This is a genomic window from Roseovarius sp. MMSF_3298 (assembly GCF_030733705.1).
Lineage (GTDB): Bacteria > Pseudomonadota > Alphaproteobacteria > Rhodobacterales > Rhodobacteraceae > Roseovarius > Roseovarius confluentis.
This window is the reverse complement of record NZ_JASHIN010000013.1, coordinates 111,683-136,626: the sequence shown is the minus strand read 5'-3', so window position 1 is coordinate 136,626 and position 24,944 is coordinate 111,683. Positions and strand designations below refer to the sequence as shown.

General features: G+C 61.1%; 15 protein-coding genes and 2 pseudogenes. 5 read left to right on the top strand and 12 right to left on the bottom strand.

What is annotated here, in order from left to right; genetic code table 11:
• Nucleotides 1-752 precede the first annotated feature (752 nt).
• Genes RBB18_RS13335 through RBB18_RS13325 form a run of 3 tightly spaced genes read right to left on the bottom strand, consistent with a single transcriptional unit; the run spans nt 753 to nt 4,511 of the window.
• Nucleotides 753-1,325 (bottom strand): hypothetical protein, encoded by a 573-nt coding sequence (locus tag RBB18_RS13335; RefSeq protein ID WP_146050107.1) that lies wholly within the window; start codon nt 1,323-1,325, stop codon nt 753-755.
• Nucleotides 1,309-3,327 carry a glycosyltransferase gene (locus RBB18_RS13330; protein ID WP_306112285.1) on the bottom strand — a complete coding sequence of 673 codons (2,019 nt, stop codon included), beginning with the start codon at nt 3,325-3,327 and terminating at the stop codon, nt 1,309-1,311. Before RBB18_RS13330 ends, RBB18_RS13335 begins: the two co-directional genes overlap by 17 nt.
• Nucleotides 3,327-4,511 (bottom strand): HlyD family secretion protein, encoded by a 1,185-nt coding sequence (locus tag RBB18_RS13325; RefSeq protein WP_306112286.1) that lies wholly within the window; start codon nt 4,509-4,511, stop codon nt 3,327-3,329. The genes RBB18_RS13330 and RBB18_RS13325 overlap by 1 nt, the downstream gene beginning before the upstream one ends.
• 276 nt (nt 4,512-4,787) lie before the next feature.
• Here RBB18_RS13325 and RBB18_RS13320 point away from each other — a divergent pair, with 276 nt between their 5' ends.
• Nucleotides 4,788-5,879 (top strand): cache and HAMP domain-containing protein, encoded by a 1,092-nt coding sequence (locus RBB18_RS13320; RefSeq protein ID WP_306112287.1) that lies wholly within the window; start codon nt 4,788-4,790, stop codon nt 5,877-5,879.
• Nucleotides 5,880-6,166: 287 nt separating this feature from the next.
• Here RBB18_RS13320 and RBB18_RS13315 read toward each other — a convergent pair whose 3' ends face one another.
• Nucleotides 6,167-6,304, bottom strand: coding sequence for a YegP family protein (locus RBB18_RS13315; RefSeq protein ID WP_103765038.1), 138 nt, complete (start codon nt 6,302-6,304; stop codon nt 6,167-6,169).
• A gap of 308 nt (nt 6,305-6,612) precedes the next feature.
• On the opposite strand from RBB18_RS13315, the gene RBB18_RS13310 reads away from it, so the two are divergent.
• Nucleotides 6,613-7,806 carry an efflux RND transporter periplasmic adaptor subunit gene (locus RBB18_RS13310; RefSeq protein ID WP_371931652.1) on the top strand — a complete coding sequence of 398 codons (1,194 nt, stop codon included), beginning with the start codon at nt 6,613-6,615 and terminating at the stop codon, nt 7,804-7,806.
• A gap of 12 nt (nt 7,807-7,818) precedes the next feature.
• The gene (locus RBB18_RS13305; RefSeq protein ID WP_306112288.1) at nt 7,819-10,953 is read left to right on the top strand and encodes an efflux RND transporter permease subunit; all 3,135 of its coding nucleotides are present in this window, start codon (nt 7,819-7,821) and stop codon (nt 10,951-10,953) included.
• A 313-nt stretch (nt 10,954-11,266) separates the two neighbouring features.
• On the opposite strand, the pseudogene RBB18_RS13295 reads toward RBB18_RS13305, so the two are convergent.
• A pseudogene (locus RBB18_RS13295) lies at nt 11,267-11,478 on the bottom strand (ISKra4 family transposase); the annotation flags it as partial.
• Between the two features lie 487 nt (nt 11,479-11,965).
• Between RBB18_RS13295 and RBB18_RS13285 the strand changes: the two are divergent.
• Entirely contained in the window at nt 11,966-13,744 is a 1,779-nt protein-coding gene (locus tag RBB18_RS13285) for a histidine kinase N-terminal 7TM domain-containing protein (RefSeq protein ID WP_103765040.1), read from the top strand.
• Nucleotides 13,745-13,897: 153 nt separating this feature from the next.
• Nucleotides 13,898-14,419, top strand: a pseudogene (locus tag RBB18_RS13280) (transposase); the annotation flags it as partial.
• Nucleotides 14,420-14,497: 78 nt separating this feature from the next.
• Here the strand turns inward: RBB18_RS13280 and RBB18_RS13275 are convergent.
• The 7 genes from RBB18_RS13275 to RBB18_RS13245 all read right to left on the bottom strand — a co-directional run bounded on the left by RBB18_RS13275 (nt 14,498) and on the right by RBB18_RS13245 (nt 24,925).
• Nucleotides 14,498-18,097: a hydantoinase B/oxoprolinase family protein gene (locus tag RBB18_RS13275; protein WP_274592319.1), complete on the bottom strand. Its 3,600-nt coding sequence runs from the start codon at nt 18,095-18,097 to the stop codon at nt 14,498-14,500.
• Between the two features lie 93 nt (nt 18,098-18,190).
• Nucleotides 18,191-18,946 (bottom strand): GntR family transcriptional regulator, encoded by a 756-nt coding sequence (locus RBB18_RS13270; RefSeq protein ID WP_103765043.1) that lies wholly within the window; start codon nt 18,944-18,946, stop codon nt 18,191-18,193.
• Nucleotides 18,939-20,393: an FAD-binding oxidoreductase gene (locus tag RBB18_RS13265; RefSeq protein WP_274592320.1), complete on the bottom strand. Its 1,455-nt coding sequence runs from the start codon at nt 20,391-20,393 to the stop codon at nt 18,939-18,941. The genes RBB18_RS13270 and RBB18_RS13265 overlap by 8 nt, the downstream gene beginning before the upstream one ends.
• 12 nt (nt 20,394-20,405) lie before the next feature.
• On the bottom strand, nt 20,406-21,494 hold the full coding sequence (locus tag RBB18_RS13260) for an ABC transporter ATP-binding protein (protein ID WP_103765077.1): 1,089 nt from the start codon (nt 21,492-21,494) through the stop codon (nt 20,406-20,408).
• A gap of 17 nt (nt 21,495-21,511) precedes the next feature.
• Nucleotides 21,512-22,285, bottom strand: coding sequence for an SDR family NAD(P)-dependent oxidoreductase (locus RBB18_RS13255; protein ID WP_306112289.1), 774 nt, complete (start codon nt 22,283-22,285; stop codon nt 21,512-21,514).
• A gap of 1 nt (nt 22,286) precedes the next feature.
• Nucleotides 22,287-23,870, bottom strand: coding sequence for a class I adenylate-forming enzyme family protein (locus tag RBB18_RS13250; protein WP_306112290.1), 1,584 nt, complete (start codon nt 23,868-23,870; stop codon nt 22,287-22,289).
• Nucleotides 23,858-24,925 carry a hypothetical protein gene (locus RBB18_RS13245; RefSeq protein ID WP_103765047.1) on the bottom strand — a complete coding sequence of 356 codons (1,068 nt, stop codon included), beginning with the start codon at nt 24,923-24,925 and terminating at the stop codon, nt 23,858-23,860. Before RBB18_RS13245 ends, RBB18_RS13250 begins: the two co-directional genes overlap by 13 nt.
• Between the last annotated feature and the right edge of the window lie 19 nt (nt 24,926-24,944).

Sequence of the window (24,944 nt, the reverse complement as noted above, 5' to 3'; positions counted from 1 at the left end):
TAAACTCAAACAGAAACCGAACCAGAGCCTCCGTTACCAAAACAAACGACTTGTCCGAAAAACTCTGAAGACGGACATGACTGGTAAAAGGCCTCGATCCACGCTGAAATTGTGGAGTTTAGTGGGAATATGAAAAAAGAGTTGGATAGAGCTCTATGTAGATCAGGCATTCTTCTATTCGCCAATCTCAAGAAAATCGCTTGCACGAAAATCCATACCCACCTTAGCCGACACTAAAGTTTAATGCAGCGAAAGGCAGTTCTCCACCCCATCCTCGTCGATCGTCCCGTCGCCCCAATTTCTGACACGTATGCAACAAGCTGGCGTTTATCTGCGCTTCAAATGCGTCCCACAAGGTTCCCCGCTGTCCGAAATTTGATACTCCTCGGAAAATACTGACAATACGGTGCACATGAACCTCGCCTCAAAATGCTTCCTGAGGTTCCTGGGCGATCCTCTCGGCCGACAACCAAGATCATTCACGTTGCAGGAAATGGGTATCGCGGCGCGCGGGGCTGGTTCGCCTTGGATTGGAAGCTATCGCGACGCGCCCATCGGTGAGGAATCGTGACGCGGGCGGCTTGAGCGCGTCGGTGGAGACAGTACCACTCTGTCGCCAGTCGAAGTCCAGTCGGAAAGGCGGGAATTTTGCAGTCAAAAATAGTAGGTTCGGCGGAGCGCTGCCGTTCGCTGCTCAGGTCAAGAATGTCGGCTTTGCGGGTTGAGCAACCGGATTGTCACGATCTTTAAACTCAGAAGGTATTGATCGAAATCCCAATAAAACTTTCCTCGGAATCGAGCTTGTAGCCGGCACGGAAACTCGCCTTGGTATTCGGGATCCCGAATGCCACGGCCGCGACCTTGTCGCGGAAGCCGTCGTCGTCCCCGAGATAGCTGAACTCGAAAGTCACATCCGGCTTGTCGAAGCCGATGGCGGCAAGGGCGAAGTAACCTCGATCGATCGTCGTTGCCTCGCCGAGCAGGAAGACGCTGCCGAAACTTGTGGGCTGGTAATGCTCGGCCACGAACCGTATCCCGCCCTTGACCGTTTCGAGCCCCTCAAGCTGGATTGCCGGTCCGGCGCGGAAGGTGACCGGCGTCCCTAGCGAGAACTTGTAACTGGCCGTCAGGTTCAGATCCTCCGGCCCGGTGTAATCGCTGAACACCATGCCGTATGACAGGCGGTCGCGCTCGACCGAGATCACGGCCGTCGTGGTGTCTTCGCCGAGATCCAGTTGATAGAACTCTCCGTCGGCCTGTGCCGCCGGGGCCGCGAACACAAGCATCGCGGCGGCGTAGCGCATGGTCTTATTCCCTGCGGTCAAGTGTTGTTCCTTTCCTGGCTGTCCTGTCCCGGCTGATGCGCGATATGCGCCGCGCCATGTCACCTAGCATGTTCCAGGTGTTCACGACGCTGATACCGGGTGTATTGTCTTCGGTATAGAACCTCATGAAAAGCGCGTCGCGCTGTTCTTCGTCGGGCATCAGTTCCACGCGCATTCCGTCGGCTGTCGGCGCAAGTACGAACACCGACAGTTCACCAACCCCCGGCAGGTCGATCATTCCGTAGGTGCCGGCGTCGAATTGTCCGCCCCGCAACCGTGCGGTGTCCTGCGTCAGGCTGGTCACCCACATGCGCTGTGAAACCTTGCCCGAGGTGAAGGTGACGCGCTCGGGCGTGTCGGCAACATGGCGTTCGCGCCGGGGCAGTTCTACACAGGCGATGATCGTCAGTGCCAGCACGATCATGTTGTAGATCGTCCAGAACAGTATGACCCATTTGCCTTCGCCCGCGTCGTTGAAGGCAAAACGGTCGGTCACGATACCCATCAGAAGCCCGACAATCGTAAGTCCAAGCAGGATGGCGAAAGGGGCCAGCATGTTCCATTGCACCACGATGCGGCTGCGGTCCCCACCCTTGGCCGTCACGCTAAAAGGGTGGCCCCTTGGCTGCACCAGCCCGGTGAACGCCGCGCGGGTGATCGGCAGAGCGCCCAGCAACTGGCTGACATCGGTCAGGATCGGCACCACGTTGCCGCGCGACATCAGGTTGATGGCCATCAGGTTCCAGGCGAAGAAACAGCCGAAATAAGTTATCACATCGGCCGGACTGGCATCCACGACGGTGATGTTCCCGTACCAGTAGAGCAACGGGAAAACCATGGCTGCGACCCGGAAGGGAAATGTCGTGATCCAGTAGAGGCTGGCGTCGATGACGCTCCAGCGGTCGCGCAGGCGCAGCCCGTTATTGCGGAACGGTCCGACCCGGCTGCGCGCGATCTGCATCATTCCCAGGCACCAGCGCGAGCGTTGCGTGACGTATTCCTTCAAGCCTTCCGGGGCGAGCCCCTCGGTCAGCGGCTCGTTGAGATAGGCGGTGTGCCAGCCCGCGTTCTGCAGGCACAGCGTGATCATGTAGTCCTCGGTGATGCTGTCGGTGGGGAAGCCGCCGATATCTTTCAAGGCGTTCAGCCGCATGATCGAGGATGTCCCACAGCAGAAGGCGACGCCCCAGCCATCGCGCGAGGGCTGCATGTCGTCGAAGAAGAAGCGCTGCTCGTCGGGATAGGACCGGCTTATCCCGAGGTTGTGCTGTATAGGATCGGCGTTGAAGAAGTGCTGCGGGGTCTGGACAAGACCCACCGCCGGATCGTGAAAAAGGGCCAGCGTGCGTGAAAGGAATCCGCGATGCGGCACGAAATCGGCATCCAGAACGGCCACGTAATCCGGGGGCGTCTCCCGCGCCCAGAGAACCTGAAGCGTGTGGTTGATGTTGCCGGCCTTTGCGTGCTTGTTGTCGGGGCGCCGCATGTAGGTGACGCCCTCTTTCTCGCAATAATCACGCAACCAGTCGCGGCGTCCGTCATCGAGAACCATGACTTCCTTGGCGGGATGGCGCAGGGCCTTGGAACCAATGATGGTACGTTCAAGCACCTCCAGTTCCTCGTTATATGTCGCGATCAGGATCGCAACCTTCGGCGGCGTGTCCCCCCACCAGCCGGCGTTGCGGTCGGCGTCGGGGCTTCGGTCGCGGTGACGCATGAGGATGAAGAAAGCGCTGATCGAACTTACGATTGCCATCAACTCCAGCCCCAGCAGCAGCCCACTTGCCAGGAAATCAATGGTCCAGCCCACCGGGGCGATCGTTTCGGTCGTTCGCCACCATGCGTACCTGATCGCGAAAATGATCGCGATCACGAACAGGAAGATACGGTGATTGGTGTCCTGACGGTCGATGACATACGGCAGAATCAGTGCCAAGCCGAGTATCGGAACCACGTGCACCAGGCTCGCGCCCATATCGCCGAGGTAAAGGTTAGGCAGCATTACTCCCAGAACTTCCACAATATATCGAGTGGGCGGTCATCAAAGAACACGCGGCCCGTTCTGCCTATGCTGCAACCGTCCACCGGATCCGTCCTCAGTTCCGGAACGACGAGCGCTACATCGTAGCGTTGCAGGTGTTCTTCGCTCGGAGCCACCGCCATGCCTTCGTATACAGAGGCCGCGCCGGAGCCCGCGAGGCGGGCGACCGTCCCCTGCATCGCCTCGTCGCCGCCAAGCGGGCGGAACGTCGCGGTGTCGCCGGTGGAAAGCGAATTATAGATGGTTTCCGACACCGACAACGTGACCAGCACCGAGGCGCAGTCGGCGATGTTCATGATAGGATCACCCCGTTGGACGTTCACGCCGTTTGCAGTCAATTCCTGCCAGAGAACGCCGTTGACCGGCGAAGAAAGCGTATCTCCGCGCAGCTTGACGAGACGCGACAACTCCCGCTCTATGCGGATTTCGTAAGCCGCCAGCTGTTCTTCGGTCCGGGCGATATTTGCCTCGACAAGTGTCAACGAGGTCTCTGCTTCGCGCTGCCTCAGTGCCATATTCCATGCCGCGGCTGCGGAGTCGTCAAGATATATCGAGCGCCGCGCTGCGAGCAGTTGCAGCGCCTCCAAACCGGCGAAGTCCTCGATGGCGCCATCCAGAAACGCGCCTGAAAGTTCGAGAAAGCGATCGGGGTCGTTTTCATCGGGCGCCAGCTTGTTCTCGTCGACGGTAAGGCTGCCAGATTCCGAAGGTGGCTGGTCCCGATTTGGCGAGGTGTCTGGATCAGACGGTGCTCCACCTGCGGTGATCTCAAGTTCCCGAGTTCGTGCATCCGCGTACTTTCCGGCCGTCGATTCGATCCAGCGCAACGCTTCCCGTCGTGCATCGCGTTCGGCTTTGTAGCTTGTCAGATCCGCAGCCAGAAGGTCTCGTTCCAATTGCAGGTCGTTCAGGCGCACCTGGTCGGCCCTCGCATCTTCGACGGAGAAGAGTGTTGAGCCCTCTTTGATAAAAGCACCAGGCGCGCGATCCGGAAGATCAACGTCCCCGGCGACGGGAGCACGCGCGGTCAAGAGAGGCGCGTTAACAAATGCATTCGCGCTGGCCCCGGTCATCTGCTCCACGACAATGACGTAGAGCGCCCCAAACAGGAGAAAAAAACCAATACACAGGCGAAGATACCGCAATGTCGGTCCCTCTTGCAATTACAAGCATAGTTTAACCTTTATACGCACAACCAAATTAACGATACTATGGTGTAGGAAGATTTCGCTCGTCTGTGAGTTGTGTATGCAACTCCATCTTTGCTCCTGTTGTGGAACGAAATTTGGAAAGTTGCACATACTGCTGCCAGAATTCGAAGTTATGCGGCTGTGAAAAGTATCGGGTGGTCGTCTTGGATGTCCGTGGTGAGAGGCAGAGCGCACCCCGTTTATGAGTAAAAAGTAAGTGGAATTCGACAAATGGTTAAGCCTGATTTGACAAGTTCCGGCAGGGAAAACGTTCACGCTCCACGACTAGCAACATCTATCTTCGGCTTTGTCATGATTTGCGGCCTGCTGGGCATGGTTGCAATTTGGTGGCCTATACATCAGCACGCGCGAAGCTTCGAAACACGGGTCGAATCCGAGAATGCCATCCGCGGAGTGAAGGCACTTCGGCTCGCGGTTTCCCGGGCGGTTGAACGGGAATGGGAAAGCCTTCAAGCCGTCGCAGGACAGATCGCTCCAATGGAAAACGAAGAGATCCGCGCATTCACCGACGCTGTACTCGTCGCCGGTGGACGTGTCGCCTGGGCTGGGCTCGCCGATCTTTCCGGCACCATCAGAGTCGGCTCCAATGGGAGCCGCGTGGGCACCTCCGTATCAAGCACAAACTGGTATCGACAGGGTCTTCGCGGTCCGTTTTTTGGTGACATAACATCGTCCAACCCCACCGCGGCGCATGAGCAGAACGATGTGTTGAACATTGCCGTGCCAGTCAAATCCGCGGATGGAGATGTTACTGGAGTATATGTATACAGTCTGAAAGCAAGTTGGCTTCAGGATTACGTTCAGGCTGCTGCGGACGACCTTGGCTTGCTGGCTTATGTCGTCGACAAGCGCGGCCGCTCAATCTTTCCGACGCAACAGCAGACCAGCGTGGACCTTACACCAGCCAGTCTCAGTTCCCTTTCTCTCAATATCGAATCCGCACAGGTCGTCGAGGATGCAAACGGCGTGAGAAACATCTACGCCGTTGCGCCCGAGCTCACGGTCGGCAACGCGCCCCCCACTGGCCTCTCTCTGGTTGCGCGCGTTCCGCCGGCTTCTTTCGGTCAGGATGTATCGGACCTTTCGGTCGCAATGTGGATCAGTCTGGCCAGCTTGCTCGGTGTCTTGGGAGCGTTTTCGATCCTGTTCACACGGCATTTCGTGCGCCCGCTGGAGCGCCTGTCCGAGACCGCCCGAGAAATAGCAGATGGCAAGGAACCTTATCCGGAGGAATTCAATTCCAGCCGCGAAAGTGAGCAGCTCTCGCATGCGCTCAGCCGTATTCAGAGCCGATACTATTAGAGCACTGCAATCGCTTGGCACCGGAAGCGGGCACCTTGGCAGGTGATCATTCTGATCACCAAGCCGTCATTCGTTGCAAGAGAGACGAAAATCGGCTCTGGGCCGTTCCTGCCGGTAACGATAATGGTCCTCCTTATCGGTCCCGGCAGCTATCCCCGGAAATTGGGGATAAGTCCGAGTGCCCAGGCAAGCCCACTGTCGAGCTCCAATTTTTGGAACTCTAGGCCGTAATCGACACGGATTTTGTTTCGAAGATTTTCGACAGCTAGAAGCTGAAGTCCCCGACTTCAGCTTGTCTGGTCGTCGACCCGCGCACCGGGTGCATTGGATTTCACTGACGTGATTCCATTTTCGCGTCCCGACGCGCTGCTATAGGATTCGCTGGTTCCAACGACTTGGCCGTTGCTGGCCTTGAGATTGAACATCGGCTTATCCTGTCACACTTGTCGCGTTTGCGGAGTTTACAAGATAGCCGGAGGCACGAAAATGCAGTCAGCCGGAGCGGATCCGGCTTTCGTTGCTGCATTGCTCCTTTGGAGAGGTCACAATTGTCCGTTTCGGAAACAATGGCTCGGCAGCTTAGGCAAGAAGTTCAGTGCCCAATTTATCAGTCGATTAGGCTGAAGTTATCACCATCAGTAATGGTTTCTATGGATACCCCGGAGCGAAGAGGCTATGAGGCATGCAGTGTATATGTAACTTGGCAAGCATCCGCCATCGGGGGTCAAAACGCATGATGAACCGTTCAATCCTAGCCATCGCGACAGTGAGCCTGGGTCTGGCCGTATCGGGCATGTTTGCCGGGCGGGCACTGGCTCAGCAGGCGCAAGAGCCGACGCCGGTCGTGGTTGTCAAGTTACAGGCGCAGACGGTCACGCTGACTTCGACGTTGCCCGGCCGGGTTGCAGCCTCGGCGGAGGCAGAGGTGCGTCCGCAGGTCAACGGAATCATCACGGAGCGGCTGTTTCGGGAGGGGGGCTTTGTCGAGGAGGGCGACGCGCTTTACCGCATCGACTCCGCCACCTATTCCGCCGCGGTCGAACAGGGGCAGGCCGCGGTGACGCAGGCCAGGGTCCAGCTGGATGCGGCGGAGGTCGAGGCCGAGCGGCTGGTGGAGTTGCGAGAGCGCAACGTGACGAGCGAGCGGGCCTTTGACGAGGCCAAGGCGGTGCGCGACACCGCGGCGGCTGCGGTCGAGGTGGCCGAGGCGCAGTTGCGGTCGGCCGAGATCGAGCTGGAACGCACCACGATCCGCGCGCGCCTTTCGGGCGAGATCGGCCTGGCGCGGACCAGTCCGGGCGCGCTGGTGACGGCCAGCCAGGCCGAGCCCCTGGCGGTTATCCGGGACATCGACCCGGTTTACGTGGACGTGACACAGTCGGCGGCGGATCTGCTGCGGTGGACCCGCGGACAGACCGAGGACCAATTGACCAATGCCGACACGACGGTGCGTCTGACGCTGGCGGACGGATCGGATTTCGATGAGACAGGCACAATCACCGCCGCGGAGCCAAACGTCGACCCGCAGACCGGCGTGGTGGTGCTGCGCATGCAGTTCGACAATCCCGACCGGTTGCTCTTGCCGGGGATGTACGTGCAGGTCGAGATGCCTGTGGGCACCGCCGAGAACGTTCTGTTGGTGCCGCAGGAAGCGGTGCAGCGCGACAGGCGCGGCCGCCCGTTTACCTGGGTGGTGACTGCAGAGAATGTCGTCGAGGAGCGCCAGGTGACCATCCTTCAGGACCGCGGCGCCGACTGGGTGGTCAGCGGTGGGTTGCAGGACGGCGACCGGGTGATCGTCGCCGGGTTCCAGAAGACCGGGGTCGGTGCGACCGTCGCCCCGGAGGAGCGCGAGGCGCCCCAGGCCGAGGCGACCGGCGACGCAAACGACGACCCCGCCGAGGCGGACGACCAGAAATCCCCATAAGGAACCACTCCCATGGCGCGCTTTTTCATTGATCGCCCGGTCTTTGCCTGGGTTATCGCGATCCTGATCATGGGAATCGGGGTGCTGGCAATCCGGATCCTGCCAATTGCGCAGTATCCGGAAATCGCGCCGCCCTCGGTCACCATCAGTGCGAATTATCCCGGCGCCTCGGCCGAGACGGTCGCCAACACGGTGACGCAGGTGATCGAACAGCAGATGACCGGGCTGGACGGGTTGCGGTATTTCTCGTCCAACTCGACATCGGCGGGCCAGTCGAGCATCACGCTGACCTTCGAGACCGGCACGGATGCCGATATCGCGCAGGTGCAGGTGCAGAACAAGCTGTCGCGCGCCACGCCGCTGCTGCCGGAAACCGTGCAGCGGCAGGGTGTCACGGTCGAGAAATCCTCGGCCGGCTTCCTGATGGTGATCGGGATGATCTCGCGCGCGAACGGGTTCGACCAGGTGGACCTGTCGGATTACATGGTCACGAACCTTGTCGACGAACTGAGCCGGGTCGAGGGAGTCGGGTCGGTCCAGGTCTTCGGCGCGCAATACGCTATGCGGATCTGGCTGGATCCCTCCAAGCTCGCGGCCTTCGAGCTGACGCCTGCAGATGTTGTGAACGCCGTGTCGGCACAAAACGCCCAGATCTCGGCGGGGGCGTTTGGCTCGCGGCCGACGGTCGAGGGGCAGCAGCTGAATGCCACGATCACCGCGCAGTCGCTTCTGAACTCGCCCGAGGACTTCCGGCAGATCGTCCTGCGGGCCGAGACTGATGGCGGGCTGGTGCTTTTGGACGATGTGGCGCGTGTGGAGATCGGCGCGGAGAACTATGCCACCATCGCGCGCTTCAATCAGGATCCGGCGGCGGGCCTTGCTGTCAGCCTAGCACCTGGGGCCAACGCGCTGGACACCGCCGAGGCCGTGAAGGCGCGGATGGCCGAATTCGCGGAGTTCTTTCCCGAAGGCGTGGAATACGTCATTCCCTACGACACCACGCCCTTCGTGCTGATCTCGATCGAGGAGGTCATCAAGACCCTGTTCGAGGCGATCATCCTAGTCTTCCTGGTGATGTTCCTCTTCATGCAGAACCTGCGCGCGACGCTTATTCCGACGCTGGCGGTGCCGGTGGTTCTACTGGGCACGTTTGGCGTTCTTGCGGCGGCCGGCTTCACGATCAACACGCTGACGATGCTGGCCATGGTACTGGCGATCGGACTGCTGGTCGACGACGCGATCGTCGTGGTCGAGAATGTCGAGCGGATCATGGAGGAAGAAGGCTTGCCCCCGCGCGAGGCGACCTACAAATCCATGGGCCAGATCACCGGTGCGCTGATCGGGATTGCACTGGTGCTGTCGGCGGTGTTCGTGCCGATGGCGTTCTTTCCCGGCTCGACCGGGGTGATCTACAAGCAGTTCGCGATAACGATCGTGTCGGCGATGGCGCTGTCGGTGGTGGTCGCGCTGACCCTGACGCCCGCGCTGTGTGCGACGATCCTGAAACACAAAGATCGCGACAAGAAAAAAGGCGCCTTTGGTTGGTTCAACCGCGGGTTCGATGCGGTCCTGAGCCGGTATTCCGGCACGGTCGCCTGGAGCGTCAAACGTCCGTTCCGGGTGGGGCTGGTTTATCTTGCGCTGGCCGTAGCGATGGCGTTTCTGTTCACCCGCACGCCGACCGCGTTTCTGCCGGACGAGGACCAGGGCATCCTGTTCACTCTGATCCAGACACCGACCGGCGCAACGGCCGAGCGGACGCTAGACGTGCTGGAACAGGTCGAGGACTATTATCTGACCCAGGAGACCGACACGGTGAAATCCATGTTCGGAGTGGTCGGGTTCAGCTTTGCTGGCCAGGGCCAGAACATGGGCATCGCCTTTGTCCAGTTGAAGGACTGGGACGAACGCAAATCGCCCGGGCAAAGCGTGCAGGCCCTTGCCGGGCGCGCCTTCGGGGCGCTGAGCGGAATACGCGACGCGATGGTGTTTCCCATTGTGCCGCCCTCGGTGATCGAGCTTGGTAACGTGTCGGGGTTTGACGTCTATCTTCAGGCGCGTGGGGGGCAAACCCACGAGGAATTGCTTCAGGCGAGAAACCAGTTGCTGGGGCTGGCGGCGCAAAGCGAACTGATCGCGTCGGCCCGGCCCAACGGGCTGGAGGACGCGTCACAGTTCAACCTGGATATCGACTGGCGCAAGGCGGGCGCGATGGGCGTGACGGCCAACGACGTGGGCCAGTTGCTGACGGTGGCCTGGGCCGGATCCTACGTGAACGACTTTATCGACCAAGGCCGGATCAAGCGTGTCTACGTGCAGGGCGACGCGCCAGATCGTTCGATCCCGTCGGACATCGACAAGTGGCGGGTCCGCAATGCTAGTGGCGGTCTGGTGCCGTTCTCGAATTTCGCAAAAGGCTCGTGGAACTACGGGCCGCAGGGCCTCTATCGCTTCAACGGCATCCCCTCGATGCAATTGCAGGGCGCGCCGGCCCCCGGCGTGTCCACCGGTGCCGCAATGGCCGAGATGGAGCGGCTGGCTGAACAATTGCCGCCGGGCTTCGCGCTGTCGTGGACCGGGCTGTCCCTAGAGGAACGGCAATCGGGCAACCAGGCACCGCTGCTATATGCGCTATCGCTTGCGGCGGTGTTCCTGTCGCTTGCGGCCTTGTATGAAAGCTGGTCAATCCCATTCGCAGTCATGCTGGCCATGCCGATTGGCGTGGTAGGAGCATTGTCGGCGGCCTATTTCGGTGGATTTGACAACGGCGTCTTTTTCCAGGTTGGGTTGCTGACGGTGATCGGCCTGACCGGCAAGAACGCGATCCTGATCGTGGAGTTTGCGCGCGACAGGCACGTGGCGGGTGAGCGTGTCATCGACGCGGTGGTGGAGGCGGCAAGGCAACGCTTTCGTCCGATCATCATGACCTCGATGGCGTTCTCGCTTGGGGTGCTGCCTCTGGTGCTGAGTTCCGGCGCCGGGTCGGGCGGGCGCAACGCGATTGGTTCGGGCGTTCTGGGCGGGACGATATCCGGCACGGTTCTTGGGGTCATTTTCGTGCCGCTGTTCTTCGTGATCGTGACCAGATTGTTCAGGTTCGGACGCGGTGCACCGAAAGGGTCCTTACGTGACAAGGGCACCGGTTGATGCCTGCTGGCGGCCGGTTTGCACGCAAAGCTGACGTGGGCTGTGAACGGTAGGTAGCAGCCGAAGGGCGCGGGGCGGATTTGTCAGGTTGTTTTGCCTCCGCGAATTGTTTCGCAAGGGCGAGGGTTCTATACAGTCAGTTTGCTTGTGTATTCGCTCCAGAGTGCGAAGGCATCGCTGCGAGCGTGGCGGTATGATCTTGCGGAAAGACGGTGGCGTTCGGGGCGAAACAGGGCGGCGGTTTGATCATGGACGGACAGGAAGCGTTGCACCTGACCGAATGTCGCTGGGGAGTGGAAGGACCTGGAGATAAAGCGGCTCGGAGATGCCCTTCGTCAAGCCTTCCGTCCAAGACCGCGGCTCTGACCGTTGCCACCGGATGTGCGCCCTGCGGGGACCAAAGCACCCGGCGTTTTTTGGCCATGCGAGCGTTGGCTATCTCATTGACCAAACCCCAGCACGCGATGTCGAAACCGCCTTTCCTCTTCGACGTCGTAGATTGTAATCGACGAGCGCCACACGGTTGTATTGCACGTGCAACAGTTCGGCCATGCGCTTTCGGTGAATGCGCCAGTCGATGCAGGCGCCAAGGTCACGCAAGATCAGTCGCTGTGACAGTAGAGGTTCCAGGCGGCCTACAGTCAGGCGCGTCAGCAGACCGGACAGACGCAGTCGCCTGCTCAGGGCCACGGCGATGCGAAATACCTGGCCGTAGGCTTGAAGCAATCGGTTAAGTTGATTCGCTCCATACGAATTACCGGCAGGACCTTGCCTTGCGATGGGACCGATTGCCTCCGCATGTCGAAATATCCACAACTCACGCGGAACCTCGCATTGATCCTTAGTCGTAAGTAACTGCATTTTCGCAAATCTTTGATATTAACGGAAACGTAACGCGAATGACGTCATTTCGACCCACTTCACGTGCGCTGATTCAAAAGGCCACCTTGACGCCGTATTATAGGCAAATTCAAATGGTTTATCTGTGTAGTATCTTGCAGTTGGGGGATTCATGACTTGCTTTGAAGGAGCATTCTCAAGCCCGGTCTTTCTAGTGGCCGCGGCGGTGATCGCACTTGCTGCCTTGACCATGATTTGGACCCTGAAATCGCAGGATTTCAACGGAAAGCGTTTCTACGCGCTCACCTTCATCGGTGTCATGTGGACTCTTCTCAGCGTTGGTCTCGAAGCTGCGTCAGCGACTTATGCCTGCAATATGCAATGGGCGACGGTCGCTTGGCTGGGGCACGGATTGGTGACCACCTCGTGGTGTTACTTTGTCTTCAATTACGTCGGAAACGCCGATTGGGTCCGCACACGTCGCGCAACTGCGCTTCTGCTTGGCACTACGCTGGGAATATTCGCCCTGGTCGCCACAAATTCGTTGCACCATCTCGTCTATACCGAGGACACGATGCTTCCGGTCGGCAGCAATCAGATCGAATACGTTCACGGGCCGGGCTTCTACACGATCATCGCCTTACTCTACACCTTCGTCATGGCCACCTTCGTTTGCCTGATAAGGGGTGTTGTCCGCGCCAAGCGGAGCGCCTGGCCACTGCTGAGCATGCTGACCGCCATCACCTTGTCCCCGCTGGTCGTGAACGCCGCCTACATCGGTCTGGACTTCACCTTCTTCGGTCTCGACCCCACCGCCTTCATGTTCTCGCTGGGCGTGCTGGCGTTCTCCTGGATGCTGCTGGTGAGCAAAACCATGGACATGGCCGCAATCGGTCAGTCGGTCCTCTTCGATACGAGCAGCGAACCGGTCGTCCTGATCGACCGCAAGCGAAACATCGTGCTGATGAACGCCGCTGCCCGCAAGCGCGGGCTGAGCCATGGCAACAATCAAGTGCTGCGCGACCTCTTCGACGGGCATGATGACTTGGCCACTGCGGCCGATGGCTCTCATCTGCGCATTGGCGACCAGGCCTACGAACCTCGAATACAGAAGGTCCGTAACCCTCTGAACCCATCCGCCGAAATTCTGGGATGGAGCGTGACCCTGGTCGACGTCACCGATCGCATGGCGATTAACGCGTCGTTGCAGGAGGCCCTCAGGACCGCCGACGCCGCCAATCGCGCCAAGGACGAGTTCGTCTCTGTGGTCAGCCACGAGATGCGCACGCCGCTGACTTCTCTTAAAGGCGGTCTTGCGATCGCCCTTAGCGGTCGTGTTGGCGAGATGAGCGACCAGATGCGCTCTTTGCTGGAAATTTCCCACCGCAACGGTATTCGCCTCTCGCGCCTGATCGACCAGATTCTCCTGGCGCAGAAGATGGACATCGGAGCGCTTCAACTCGAGGAAGACGCTGTCGATCTCGATCGCCTGCTCACAGACAGCATCGAGGAAAACCGCGTCTTCGCCTCAGAGCGCAAGATAACGCTTGTGAAGAAGTCCACTGTCTCGCACGCGTTAGTTCAGGGCGATGCCTTCGCCATTCGCCAGATCATCGACAACCTTCTGTCCAACGCCATCAAGTTCTCGCATGAGAACGGCACTGTCGAAGGCACGTTGCATATGACTAACGGCAAGCTGCGCTTGTCGATCAAGGATGCCGGCCACGGCATTCCTGAGGGGATGGAAGACCGCGTTTTCGGGCGCTTCGAACAGGTCGCCAACCAGAGCCAGCATTCGACGCAAGGCTCGGGCCTAGGCTTGCACATTTCCAAACGGCTGGCCTGTCAGATGCAAGGCGACTTGACCTATGAAAGCGCCATGGGCGTTGGCACGAATTTTCATCTGGAGTTCACCGCGATGGAGCAGAATGAAGACCGTTTGGCTGGCTAGCGCGTGCGATTTATACGTTTGAAGCAATGGTTTCATATTTGTGAATATCTAATCTTATAATGTCCTAGAACCGCGATACAGGTTAGGCCATACGGTCACTCTGAAGCTTGAAGCTTGTAGCTGCCTACCTGAATGACAAACAGCCACAGCTGATGGTTCTATCTCAGCACCGTCCTCGATGATTACAGCCGATACGACGTGGCATGGCGACTGTGTACCACCATGAGAGCAGACGATGTGACCGCCACTCTCGAGGAGGCCTTAGCGGCCTCGGGATGTGACCGGGCAACGGTGGCGTACCGGCCGAGGCGGCTCAGCGATAACGGCAGCAGTTACATCTCTGGCGATCTCGCGAAATGGCTCGAGGAACAGCGCATGGATCACGTCCGCGGTGCGCCGAACCACCCGCAAACCCAAGGCAAGATCGAGCGCTGGCACCAGACCCTGAAGAACCGCATCCTGCTGGAAAACCATTATCTGCCTGGGGCGCTCGAGCAGGCGATCGGTGACTTCATCGAGCACTACAACAACCAGCGCTACCACGAGAGCCTAGGCAACCTGACCCCGGCCGATGTCTACTGCGGCCGGGCAAAAACCATCCTCGCACGACGAAAGGAGATCAAGGCAAAGACAATCTGGAAACGCCGCTTGCTGCACCGACAGACAGCGGCATAGACTGAAACCACAACGAGCCAGATCCTCCGCTACCGATTAGGCCGCCCTGTTCCAAATCATCTGACGACGGACAGGCTCTCACTTTGACTTGCATGGCCCGAAGCCACCTCCCCCCGGTGTTTCCAGAACGAAGATATCGCCCACGGCCATCTCTCTGGAATCATTTCCCAAAAGCGCCTCTTCGGTACCGTCGGCGCGGATCACCCGGTTTTGGCCCGGCAGGCCATCGGCCCCACCGGCAAGGCCAAAGGGTGCGGTTTGTCGGTGCGAGGAGAGAACCGTCGCCGTCATCGGCTCGAGGAAGTGCATCTTGCGCACCACACCTTCACCACCGGGGAACAGACCTGCCCCGCCGGATCCTGCGCGGAGACCAAAATGCTCCAGCCGAACCGGGTAGCGGTCTTCCAGAACCTCAGGGTCGGTCATGCGGGTGTTGGTCATGTGCGAATGCACTCCGCTTGCGCCTGCGAAGCCATCGCCGGCGCCAGTGCCGCCGCAGATGGTTTCGTAGTTCTGGTGCGCGTCATTGCCGTAGACGAAGTTGTTCATCGTCCCTTGCGAGCCCGCGACCACACCCAGCGCGCCATAGAGCGTTTCGGTGATGGACTGGCTGACTTCCGTATTTCCGGCGATCACCGCGGCCGGGTAGACCGGATTGATCATCGAGCCGTCGGGCACCGTCATCTCGATCGGTTTCAGGCAGCCTTCGTTCAGCGGGATGTCAGAGCCGACAAGCGTGCGGAAGACGTACAGAACAGCGGCGCGGCAGATCGCCAGAGGCGCGTTGTAGTTGCCCGGATCCTGCTTGGACGTGCCGGTAAAATCCACCTTGGCCGAGCGGCTGGCATGGTCGATGGAGATGCTAACAGCGATCTGCGCGCCGGAATCCAGAGTGTATGTGAATTGACTGTCCTTGAGCACGTCGATCACCCGGCGCACACATTCCTCGGCATTGTCCTGCACGTGGCCCATATAGGCATGCACCACGTCCTTGCCAAACTGATCGACGATGCGCAGCAGCTCCCGCACGCCGGTCGCGTTGGCCGCGATCTGGGCGGACAGGTCGGCGATGTTCTGGTCGATATTGCGGCACGGGTACGGGCCGGAGGCCAGAAGCTGGCGCGTGGCCGTTTCCTGGAAGGCGCCGCCTTGCACCACGAAGAAATTGTCGATCAGAACGCCTTCCTCGTCGATATGGCTGCTGTCCGGCGGGGCGGAGCCCGGCGTCTTGCCACCGATATCTGCATGGTGCCCGCGAGAGGCCACCACGAAGAGGATATTCTCCCCCGCCGTGTCGAAGACCGGGGTGATGATCGTGACATCCGGCAGGTGGGTGCCGCCGTTGAACGGGTTGTTCATCATCACAACGTCGCCGGGCTTCAGCTTGCCCTCGTTCTGGCGCAGCACGGTAGCCACGCTTTCGCCCATGGAGCCAAGATGCACCGGCACGTGCGGCGCGTTGGCCACCAGCCCGCCTTCGGGATCGAAGATCGCACAGGAGAAATCCAGCCGCTCCTTGATGTTCACCGAATAGGCGGTATTGGCGAGCGTCGCGCCCATCTGCTCGGCAATATTCATGAAGAGGTTGTTGAACACTTCAAGCATCAGCGGATCGACCTGCGTGCCGATCGCCTCCGACCGGGTAAGGGCGATGACGCGGCGCAGCATCAGGTTGCCGTCGGCCATCGCCTCCGCTTGCCAGCCATGTTCGACGACGTTGGTGCCGGTCGGCTCGGTGATGATCGCCGGACCGTCGACGGTGGCGCCGGGGGCGATATTGGCCCGGTCCACGATCGGCACGGTGCGACGGCTGCCTTGGGTGTACATCTGCGCCTCGGTCATACAGTGACCGCTCGGCTCCATGCCGCCCGCCTCGGGCACCGCACCGGCTGCGCCGATAGCCTCCACCGTCAGCAGCTCGATAATCAGATCGGCGCCGGTCGGGGTGTAGCCAAAGCGCTGCTTATGCGCCTCGTGGAAAGACGCAGTCATGATCTCGGCACCGTCGAAGGGCACCTCGATGGTCTGGTGCGCGCCGGAGGTGCGGATATGCGCCATGCGCTTCACCTCGACGATCGACGCGTCGATCCCCTGTGAGATCACCTCGCCCCGCGCATCCTCCCCCAACGCGGCCAGCGCGGTCTCGGCGGCGCAAGTGGCATCGATCGGCTCACCAAATTGCTGCTCGCGCAGGGCGCGCACATCGGCAAGGCCCATGCCGAAGGCCGAAAGGACACCGGCGAAGGGGTGAACGAAGATCTTCTCGACCCCCAGCACGTCGGCCACCAGACAGGCATGTTGCCCGCCCGCGCCGCCGAAGCAGTTAATCGTGTACTGGCTGACATCATAGCCACGCTGGACCGAGATCTTCTTGATCGCGTTGGCCATATTCTCCACCGCGATGCGCAGGTAACCCTCGGCCAGCTCTTCCGGTGTCTTGGCCGGCTGGCCGCTTTCCTCGGCGATCTGCTGCGACAGGGCGAGGAACTTCTCGCGCACCACATCCACGTCCAGCGGCTCGTTCGCCTCCGGCCCGAAAACATGCGGGAAGGCGTCAGGCTGCAGCTTGCCCAGCATGACGTTGCAATCGGTCACCGTCAGCGGACCGCCTCGGCGGTAGCTGGCCGGGCCGGGATTGGCCCCGGCGCTTTCCGGGCCGGCCTGCATACGGCCATTGCGATAGCTCAGGATGGAGCCACCACCAGCGGCGACCGTGTGAATACTCATCATCGGAGCGCGCATCCGCACGCCGGCCACTTCCGTCTCGAAGGAGCGTTCATATTCGCCCGCATAGTGGCACACATCGGTAGAGGTGCCGCCCATGTCGAAGCCGATCAGCTTGTCCTGCCCCGCCATCTCGGCGGTGCGGACCATGCCCACGACGCCGCCCGCCGGACCGGACAGGATCGCGTCCTTGCCCTGAAACAGCCGCGCATCGGTCAGCCCGCCATTCGACTGCATGAACATCAGCGCCTTGCAGGCCCCGCTATCGGCGTCGAGCGCATCGCTCACCTGCTCCACGTAGCGGCGCAGGATCGGGGAGAGATAGGCATCCACCACGGCGGTATCGCCCCGGCCCACCAGTTTGATGAGAGAGCTGACCTTGTGGCTCAGAGAGATCTGTTCGAAGCCGACTTCCTCGGCGATGCGGCCGACCAGCTGCTCGTGCTCGGGGAAGCGGTAGGAATGCATGAAGGCCACGGCCAGCGCGCGCACGCCGCTGTCATAGACTTTCTGCAGCTCGGTCCGGATTAGGACCGGATCCGGCGCGGCGATCTTCTCGCCCCGGGCGCCGACACGCTCGTTCACCTCGATGACGGCATCATACAGCAGTTCCGGCAACACGATGTTGAGATCGAACAGGCGCGGGCGGTTCTGGTAGCCGATGCGCAGCACGTCGCGCATCCCTTTGGTGGTGACGAAAACGGTGCGGTCGCCCTTGCGCTCCAGCAGCGCGTTTGTGGCCACGGTCGTGCCCATGCGGACCGTCTCGATCGTGTCCTGCGGGATGGCGTCACCCTCGCCCAACTCAAGCAGTTGCCGGATGCCGTACACGGCAGCGTCCTGGTAGCGTTCCGGGTTCTCGGACAGCAGCTTGTGGGTCTTGAAGTCGCCTTCGGGTGAACGCGCAACGATGTCGGTGAAAGTACCACCGCGATCAACCCAGAACTGCCACATTTCCTATATTCCTTCTTGGTTCTTGCAGCGCCCTCCCGGGAGGGGATCCGGACGCCTGGTTTAAGTCGATCCGCTGTCGCGGAGCTCGGGCGGTCAGCCGTTCCGGTCAGATGTTGCGGCCTCAAGCGGGAAGGCGTCGAAGGCGTCGCTGTTGTGACCGAAGACGGCCTGCTGAAGACGGGTGCGTGACAGGCGCTGGTGTTCCACAGCCAGATGGTCGGCGAGGTCGGAATCGCGGTCGCGGATCGCCTCGAACATGCTGTGGTGCTGCTTGCTGGTCTCGGTGAGGTGCTGTTCGAGCGATTTCTGCTCTTCCGAGCGGCGCTCTAGGTCGATCCGGTTGGAGAAACAGGCTTGGTGCAGGCGGCTCGCCGTCAGCAGCATCCGCTCGTAGAAGTTGGAGAAATACTCGTTCCGGCCCGCCTCTGCGATGGCCATGTGGAATTCGAGGTTCACGTCCTGCCGCTGGATGCCGGTGCCGTTCGGGCACAGCTCGTCGAATTTCAGCATTTGCACGCGGATCTTCTCCAGATCCGCCTCGGTGCGGTTCTTCGCGGCGGCGCTGTTGACCACGCGACTCGACAGCAAAAGCGCGTCGAAGATCGAGGACAGATTGTCGAAGTTAAGCGGCGCCACCAGCGCCACGCGCCCGTCGCGGACCACAAGTCCTTCGGAGATCAGGTGGATGAACGCCTCTCGGATCGGCGTGCGCGACACGGAATAGCGCGCGGCAATCGCGGCCTCGTCCAGCACGCTGCCTGGTTTGAGGTTGAGGCGCAGGATGTCCTCGCGCAGGCCGCTATAGACCTTTTCACCCCCCCGGTTCGATTTGCCCTTGGTCTCATTCATTTTCGATCTCCCCGCCTAAAGCATTTTCATCAATGGAAAATTTCAGCATCCGGCCCGGGTTCGCAATCCCGAGCGGGTCGAATGCCGCCTTCATGTCGCGCATCATGCGCAAGGACGAGGAGGACTTGTACCGCTCCATGTCGCCGGTGTGGATCGAGCCCACGCCATGCTCTGCGCTGAAGGTGCCGCCAAGGCCCACGGCAATGTCGTAGAACATGTGGCCGACATGATCGCGCACGGCTTCCTGCGCGGTCTGCGCGGCCCATGCCTCATGCGTGAACATAGCGATGTAATGCAGGTTGCCGTCGCCGATATGGCCCACGACCACCGGAACCGCGTCCGGATAGGCCTCCGCCAGCTCGGCCTCGGCCTGTTTGATGTACTGGTCCAGCTTGCCGATCGGCACCGCAATGTCATGGGTCAGGCCCATGCCGGCATGCATGTTGCACTCGGTCACCGAATGGCGCACGCCCCATATCTCGCCCCGCTGGCGCTCGTTTTCGGCCAGGATCGCATCGGTCAGAGCGCCGCTTTCCAGCTCCGGCATGAGCAGGGTTTCAAGGATATCGCGATACTCCGCCTCGGTGCTGCGCCCGCCGACCTCTACGATCAGGTACCAGGGCGCCTGCCGCATTCGCAGAGCGCCTTCGGCTCGGAACTCTCGGACGATCTCCATCTCGCTATCCGACAGAAGCTCCAGCGCGGAAATCTCGCCGGGCAGCGCGCCGCGCAGATCGCGCGCGATGTAAAGGGCCGTGTCGATATCCCGGATCGCCAGCGCCGCCGTGGTCATGCCGCGGGGCCGGGCGAAAAGCTTCAGCGCGGCGCCGGTGATGATGCCGATCGTTCCTTCGGAGCCGATGAAGAGATGCTTGAGGTCAAAGCCGGAATTGTCCTTCCGGACGGTCTTGATCGCGTCGATGATGGTGCCGTCGGGCAGCACCACCTCCAGCCCCAGTACCAGGTCGCGCATCACGCCATAGCGCACGGCGGCGGTGCCGCCCGCATTGGTCGCGATATTGCCGCCGATCTGGCAGGAGCCTTCAGCCCCGAGGCGGAGCGGGAAGAGCCGGTCTACATCCGCCGCGGCCTGCTGAACATTGGCAAGGATGCAGCCTGCGTCGACGACCATGCTGTCATCGTTGGGATTGATCTCCCGCAAGCGGTTCATGCGGGACAGGTTCAGCACGATGGAGCCGCCCTGCCCGTCCGGCACCGAGCCGCCGCAGACGCTGGTATTGCCGCCCTGCGGGAAGACCCGGATGCGGTTGGCGTGGCAATAGGCCATCACCTCCGACACGGCTTGTGTGGTTGACGGAAACACGACGCACTCCGCCTGGCCGGTATGGCGCTTGCGCCAGTCGATCAGGTGCGGCGCCATGTCCAGAGCCGCAGTCAGAACGGTGACATCCTTGATATGCCCCAGGGTGCTTGCGTGATCCGTCATGATTTCAATCCGTTACTTGTCGAGAATGACCGTGTTTTCCGGCAGCCAGCCCACGGTGACCTCATCCCCGATTGCCGCCCGCGTGGTGGAGGTTTCGGAAATCGTGGCCACGAGCATCTCCATCCCGCCCGCAGCCTGAACCGTGAGACGCGTGGTGCTGCCGACAAAGGCGATTTCGGTCACCTTGCCAGTGATCCTGTTCTCGGTCGATGCCGCATCCGCGGCCCCAGCATGCACGAGGTGCAGGCGTTCCGGGCGGACCATGGCGGCAAGACGCGTGCCGGCGGCCTGCGCGAAGGTCGGCACGTGGATCACGTCGCCGCTGTCGATCTTCAGCGTGTTGCCGTCCTGCGCGGTGCCTTCCATCATGTTGGATTCACCGATGAACCCGGCCACGTATTTGCTGTTCGGCTCGAAATAAAGCTCGTCCGGGGTGCCAAGCTGGGCGATCTCACCCACATTCATCAGGCAGACCCGGTCGGAAAGGTTCAGCGCCTCTTCCTGGTCGTGGGTCACATAGATGAAGGTGGTGCCCATCTCCTGGTGAAGGCGCTTGATCTCGCCCTGCATCTGCTCGCGAAGCTTCTTGTCGAGCGCGCCCAGCGGTTCGTCCATCATTATGATCTCGGGCGAGTAGACGATGCAGCGCGCGATGCCGACCCGCTGCTGCTGCCCCCCCGAAAGCTGGCGTGGCTTGCGGTCCTCGAAGCCTTTCAGACCGACACGCTCGATGGATTCCATCACCCGCGTCTTGATCTCCGCCGAGGGCACGCGGCGGGTGCGCAGCGGATAGGCCACGTTGTCGAACACGGTCATATGCGGCATGAGCGCGTAGTTCTGGAACACCATGCCGATGCCCCGGTCGCGCGGCGGCACATTGGTCAAGTCGCGACCGTCCAGCATGATCTTGCCAGAGCTGGGCGCGATGGCGCCAGCGATCAGGTTTAGAAGCGTACTCTTGCCGGAGCCGGACGGCCCCAGCAGGGTCAGGAATTCGCCCTGCCGCACCGCGAGATCGGTGGGTTGCAGTGCCACGGCATTCCCGAAGGACTTGGAAAGCCCTTCAAGGGAAATGCTGATCGGCGCTTGGCTGTCGGTCATGGTTGGCCCTTTCACGGTCAGTCTTTTACCGGCACGGTATAGGCAAGCCGCAGGCGGCCGCCGTCCACATACATCGTCTGTCCGGTCATGTAGCTGGCATCGTCGGAGGCAAGGAACACGCAGGCCCGGCCGATTTCCCGCGCGGTTCCGAGCCGGCCCATCGGGGTCCGGGCAAGGATGCCCTTCATCGCCGAGGGATCGGTGCTGAAGATCTTGCTGAGCAGCTCGGTTTCGATCGAGCCGGGGCCGACGCCGTTCACCCGGATGCCATGCGGCGCAAGGCCGAGCGACATAACGGATGTGAGCTGGTTGATGCCGCCCTTCGACACCGCGTAGGGCACGATGGTGGGGCTGCAAACCTCTGCGTTGATCGAGCTCATATTGACGATTGAGCCCTTCACCTCATGGGTGACCATCCAGCGCGCGGCGGCCTGCCCCACAAGGAACGCGCCCTTGAGGTTGACGGCCATGACGCGGTCGAAATCCTCTTCCTCGATTTCGAGGATGGTGGCGTTGTGGTTGATCCCGCTGTTGCACACGGCGATGTCGATCGACCCGAAGGCCTTTTCCGTGGCAGCGATCAGCGCTGCTACATCTATGGATTTTGTCACGTCGCAATGGGTGTAGCCGCAGACATCCGTGCCCAGCTCTTCCGCCAAGGCCTGGCCTTTTTCATCCTGGATATCCGCGATCATCACGCGGGCGCCCTCTGCCACGTATTCGCGCGCGATACCTTCGCCGATACCCTGCGCCGCGCCGGTCACGATGGCGGTCTTGCCTTCAAGCTTCATGTCAGCTCCTTTCGGTATTCTTGGTGCAAGCCGTGTCGAAATCGCCGGCCTCCTGTGTTTGCGGAAGCAAGTGCTTCTGAATCCGCTGTGTCGGTGTCTTGGGGAAGCTGTCCACCACGGCCCAGAACCGCGGCACCTGGAAGGCGGCCATCTGGCCCTTGCACCACTCGGCAATCGCCGGGATGTCCAGATCCGCCGGATCGGCGGGCAGCACGTAGACCTTCAGCTCCTCGTCGCCCATGTCGTCCTTGACGCCAATCACGGCCGTCTCGGACACCTGCGGGTGATCGTTGATCGCCATCTCCACCTGCGCGGAAGAGATATTCTCCCCCCGGCGACGGATGCTGTGCTTCTTGCGGCCCTTGAAGCTGATATAGCCGTCCGCATTGCGCACCCCGAAATCACCGGTCAGGAACCAGTCGCCCCGGCGCGCCTCGGCGGTGGCCGCGTCGTTGTTGTAATAGCCCACGGTCAACACACCCGGCTCCCGCTCGCGCACGCAGATCTCGCCAGTCTCGCCATCTACGCAGGGGGTGCCATCCTCGGCCATCACCTCGACGTCGAAAAAATCTGCTGCCTTGCCGACAGAGCCGACCGGTCCGCCGATATTGATGGTCGAGAAGCTGGAGGTTTCGGTCATGCCATAGCCCTCACGGATTTCCACCGCGTAGCGGCGCGCGAAATCTTCCCACACTTCAACGGGGCATCCCCCGCCCCATGCAATGCGCGCGCCATGGGTCTTGTCGATCTCGGCCTCGGGCTGCTTGAGCAGAAGCTGCAGCATGCCGCCCACGAAATGAACATGGGTCGCGCCGCATTCCTTCACCTCGTGCCAGAAGCGCGAAGCACTGAAGCGGGGCACCATGTGGAGCCGCACGGGCACCATCAGCGCCATGACCAGCACCTCGGTGCCGAAGACATGGTAGATCGGATCCCAGAAATGCAGCACATCGCTCTGCTGCACATCCGACAGCCAGGCAGAGCTGAGCGCGCTGGCCTGCACCATCCGGTCGGACATCTGCACGCCCTTGGGCATGCCGGTCGTGCCGGAGGTGTAGAGGATGATCCGCAGGTCGGACCAATGCCGCGCCGCGCCGGTGAAGTCGGCGATTTTGGCGCCGTAAGTGGCGCCATCGGAGAAGACGAACTCCCCCGCCCCATCACGCCACAACACGCGGGGCGCCTCTGCCTCGGCCAGGGCTTCTTCGTACATGCGATCGGCGATCAGCAGCGCCGCTTGTGAATGGGAGAGCTGGTAGCTCAGACTCTTGCCGCGCAGCGCCACGTTGATCGGCACCAGCACCGCGCCCATCTTCGCCAGTGCGAAGAAGGTGATGACATGGTCCGGGTGATGGCTGAGCATCACGCCCACGCGGTCACCGGATTTGATCCCCGCGCCTGCAAGCCGGCCGGCCATCTCCCCCGCCGCGGCGTCGAGGCCGGCATAGGTCAGCTGGCCGTCATCCCACGACAGGTAGACATGGTCCGGATTGTCCCGCGCCGCCGTCTCGAGGAGGGACGCAACCGTCTCCTCCTCGTCGAAGTACGGTGGTCCCGCATGTTGTGCGAGGGTTACCAAAGCCATTTCCCTTCATCCGTCACGGTCCAGCGCTCGATGCAGGTGGTCTCGTCGAACTCCCGCGTGATGGAGCAATGGCCATTGCGCTGGCGCACCACCATCTTGGCGAATTCGAACACCGCCTCGCGCAGCGCCGGATCGGGCTGGTCGGTGAAGGGCACGAGGCCGTCGAGCACCACAGTGGCCGACCTCTCGCCAGTCTCGACGGAGACATCGTTGCGGAAGGCGGTGAAGATCGTCGCGAAGAGCTTGACGATGCTTTCCGGGTCATTGTCCTCGCAGCCGGTCTTGGCGGCGAGATCACCGGAGAACTGAGCGCCAAGCATGCGCATCGCCATCGAGATGACGTAAGACGCGCTGTGCACGCCGAGCAGTTCGTACAGGATCGAGACGACGTGGCGCACGTAGTCGGTGCTGTAGTTGTAGCCGCCTTTCAGAACGCGGGCTTCACTCCACAGCTCGGGGTTCAGCTTGGGCGCGGTCTCCGGGTCGAATTCCGGCGAGGTTTCCACATGCTCGACACAAAAGCGCTCTTCGGGGCTCAGGTCGTGATCATATTCGTAGAAGTAGCCCTCGTCATAGGGATGGCCGTCCGCCACGAACTTGGTGGCCACCCATCCAAGGCGCGGGCAATCCAGCAACTCGCCATTGCGCGGGTGCCAGGTCGACAGGATCGTGCGGCGCACCGCGGGCGGCACGGCAAGGGCCGCGATCCCGGGATAGGAGCCCCAGGGCGCCATGTAGCGGATCCAAGCCTTGCGATCACTCTCGACCACAATCTGCATGTTCAGGCCGCCGATCGAGTTGGAGTGATAATGATAGAGGGCCGCGGTCACCGCCGGCGGGTTGTCCTTGATCTCCAGCTTGTCGAGCGCCTCGATGAACCGTTCCTTCTGCTCTGACGACAGCAGGCGGCGCCAGATCTGGACCAGCGTATCCTCGCCCTTCTCGCGGTAGCACATGGCGGTGATGCCGGACACCATCATCCATGCGACGCCACCTGCCAGAGCGGTTCGTTCGCTCAGCTCCGCGAAGGTTTCGTCTTTCTTGACCTGTTTCATCAATACAGTCCTTTTGGTT

Excerpts from the sequence above, each read along its gene's own strand:
- RBB18_RS13330 (WP_306112285.1), bottom strand. The coding sequence starts at position 3,327 with ATGCTGCCTAACCTTTACCTCGGCGATATGGGCGCGAGCCTGGTGCAC.
- RBB18_RS13320 (WP_306112287.1), top strand. The coding sequence starts at position 4,788 with ATGGTTAAGCCTGATTTGACAAGTTCCGGCAGGGAAAACGTTCACGCT.
- RBB18_RS13315 (WP_103765038.1), bottom strand. The coding sequence starts at position 6,304 with ATGTTCAATCTCAAGGCCAGCAACGGCCAAGTCGTTGGAACCAGCGAA.
- RBB18_RS13310 (WP_371931652.1), top strand. The coding sequence starts at position 6,613 with ATGATGAACCGTTCAATCCTAGCCATCGCGACAGTGAGCCTGGGTCTG.
- RBB18_RS13305 (WP_306112288.1), top strand. The coding sequence starts at position 7,819 with ATGGCGCGCTTTTTCATTGATCGCCCGGTCTTTGCCTGGGTTATCGCG.
- RBB18_RS13285 (WP_103765040.1), top strand. The coding sequence starts at position 11,966 with ATGACTTGCTTTGAAGGAGCATTCTCAAGCCCGGTCTTTCTAGTGGCC.
- RBB18_RS13275 (WP_274592319.1), bottom strand. The coding sequence starts at position 18,097 with ATGTGGCAGTTCTGGGTTGATCGCGGTGGTACTTTCACCGACATCGTT.
- RBB18_RS13270 (WP_103765043.1), bottom strand. The coding sequence starts at position 18,946 with ATGAATGAGACCAAGGGCAAATCGAACCGGGGGGGTGAAAAGGTCTAT.
- RBB18_RS13265 (WP_274592320.1), bottom strand. The coding sequence starts at position 20,393 with ATGACGGATCACGCAAGCACCCTGGGGCATATCAAGGATGTCACCGTT.
- RBB18_RS13260 (WP_103765077.1), bottom strand. The coding sequence starts at position 21,494 with ATGACCGACAGCCAAGCGCCGATCAGCATTTCCCTTGAAGGGCTTTCC.
- RBB18_RS13255 (WP_306112289.1), bottom strand. The coding sequence starts at position 22,285 with ATGAAGCTTGAAGGCAAGACCGCCATCGTGACCGGCGCGGCGCAGGGT.
- RBB18_RS13250 (WP_306112290.1), bottom strand. The coding sequence starts at position 23,870 with ATGGCTTTGGTAACCCTCGCACAACATGCGGGACCACCGTACTTCGAC.
- RBB18_RS13245 (WP_103765047.1), bottom strand. The coding sequence starts at position 24,925 with ATGAAACAGGTCAAGAAAGACGAAACCTTCGCGGAGCTGAGCGAACGA.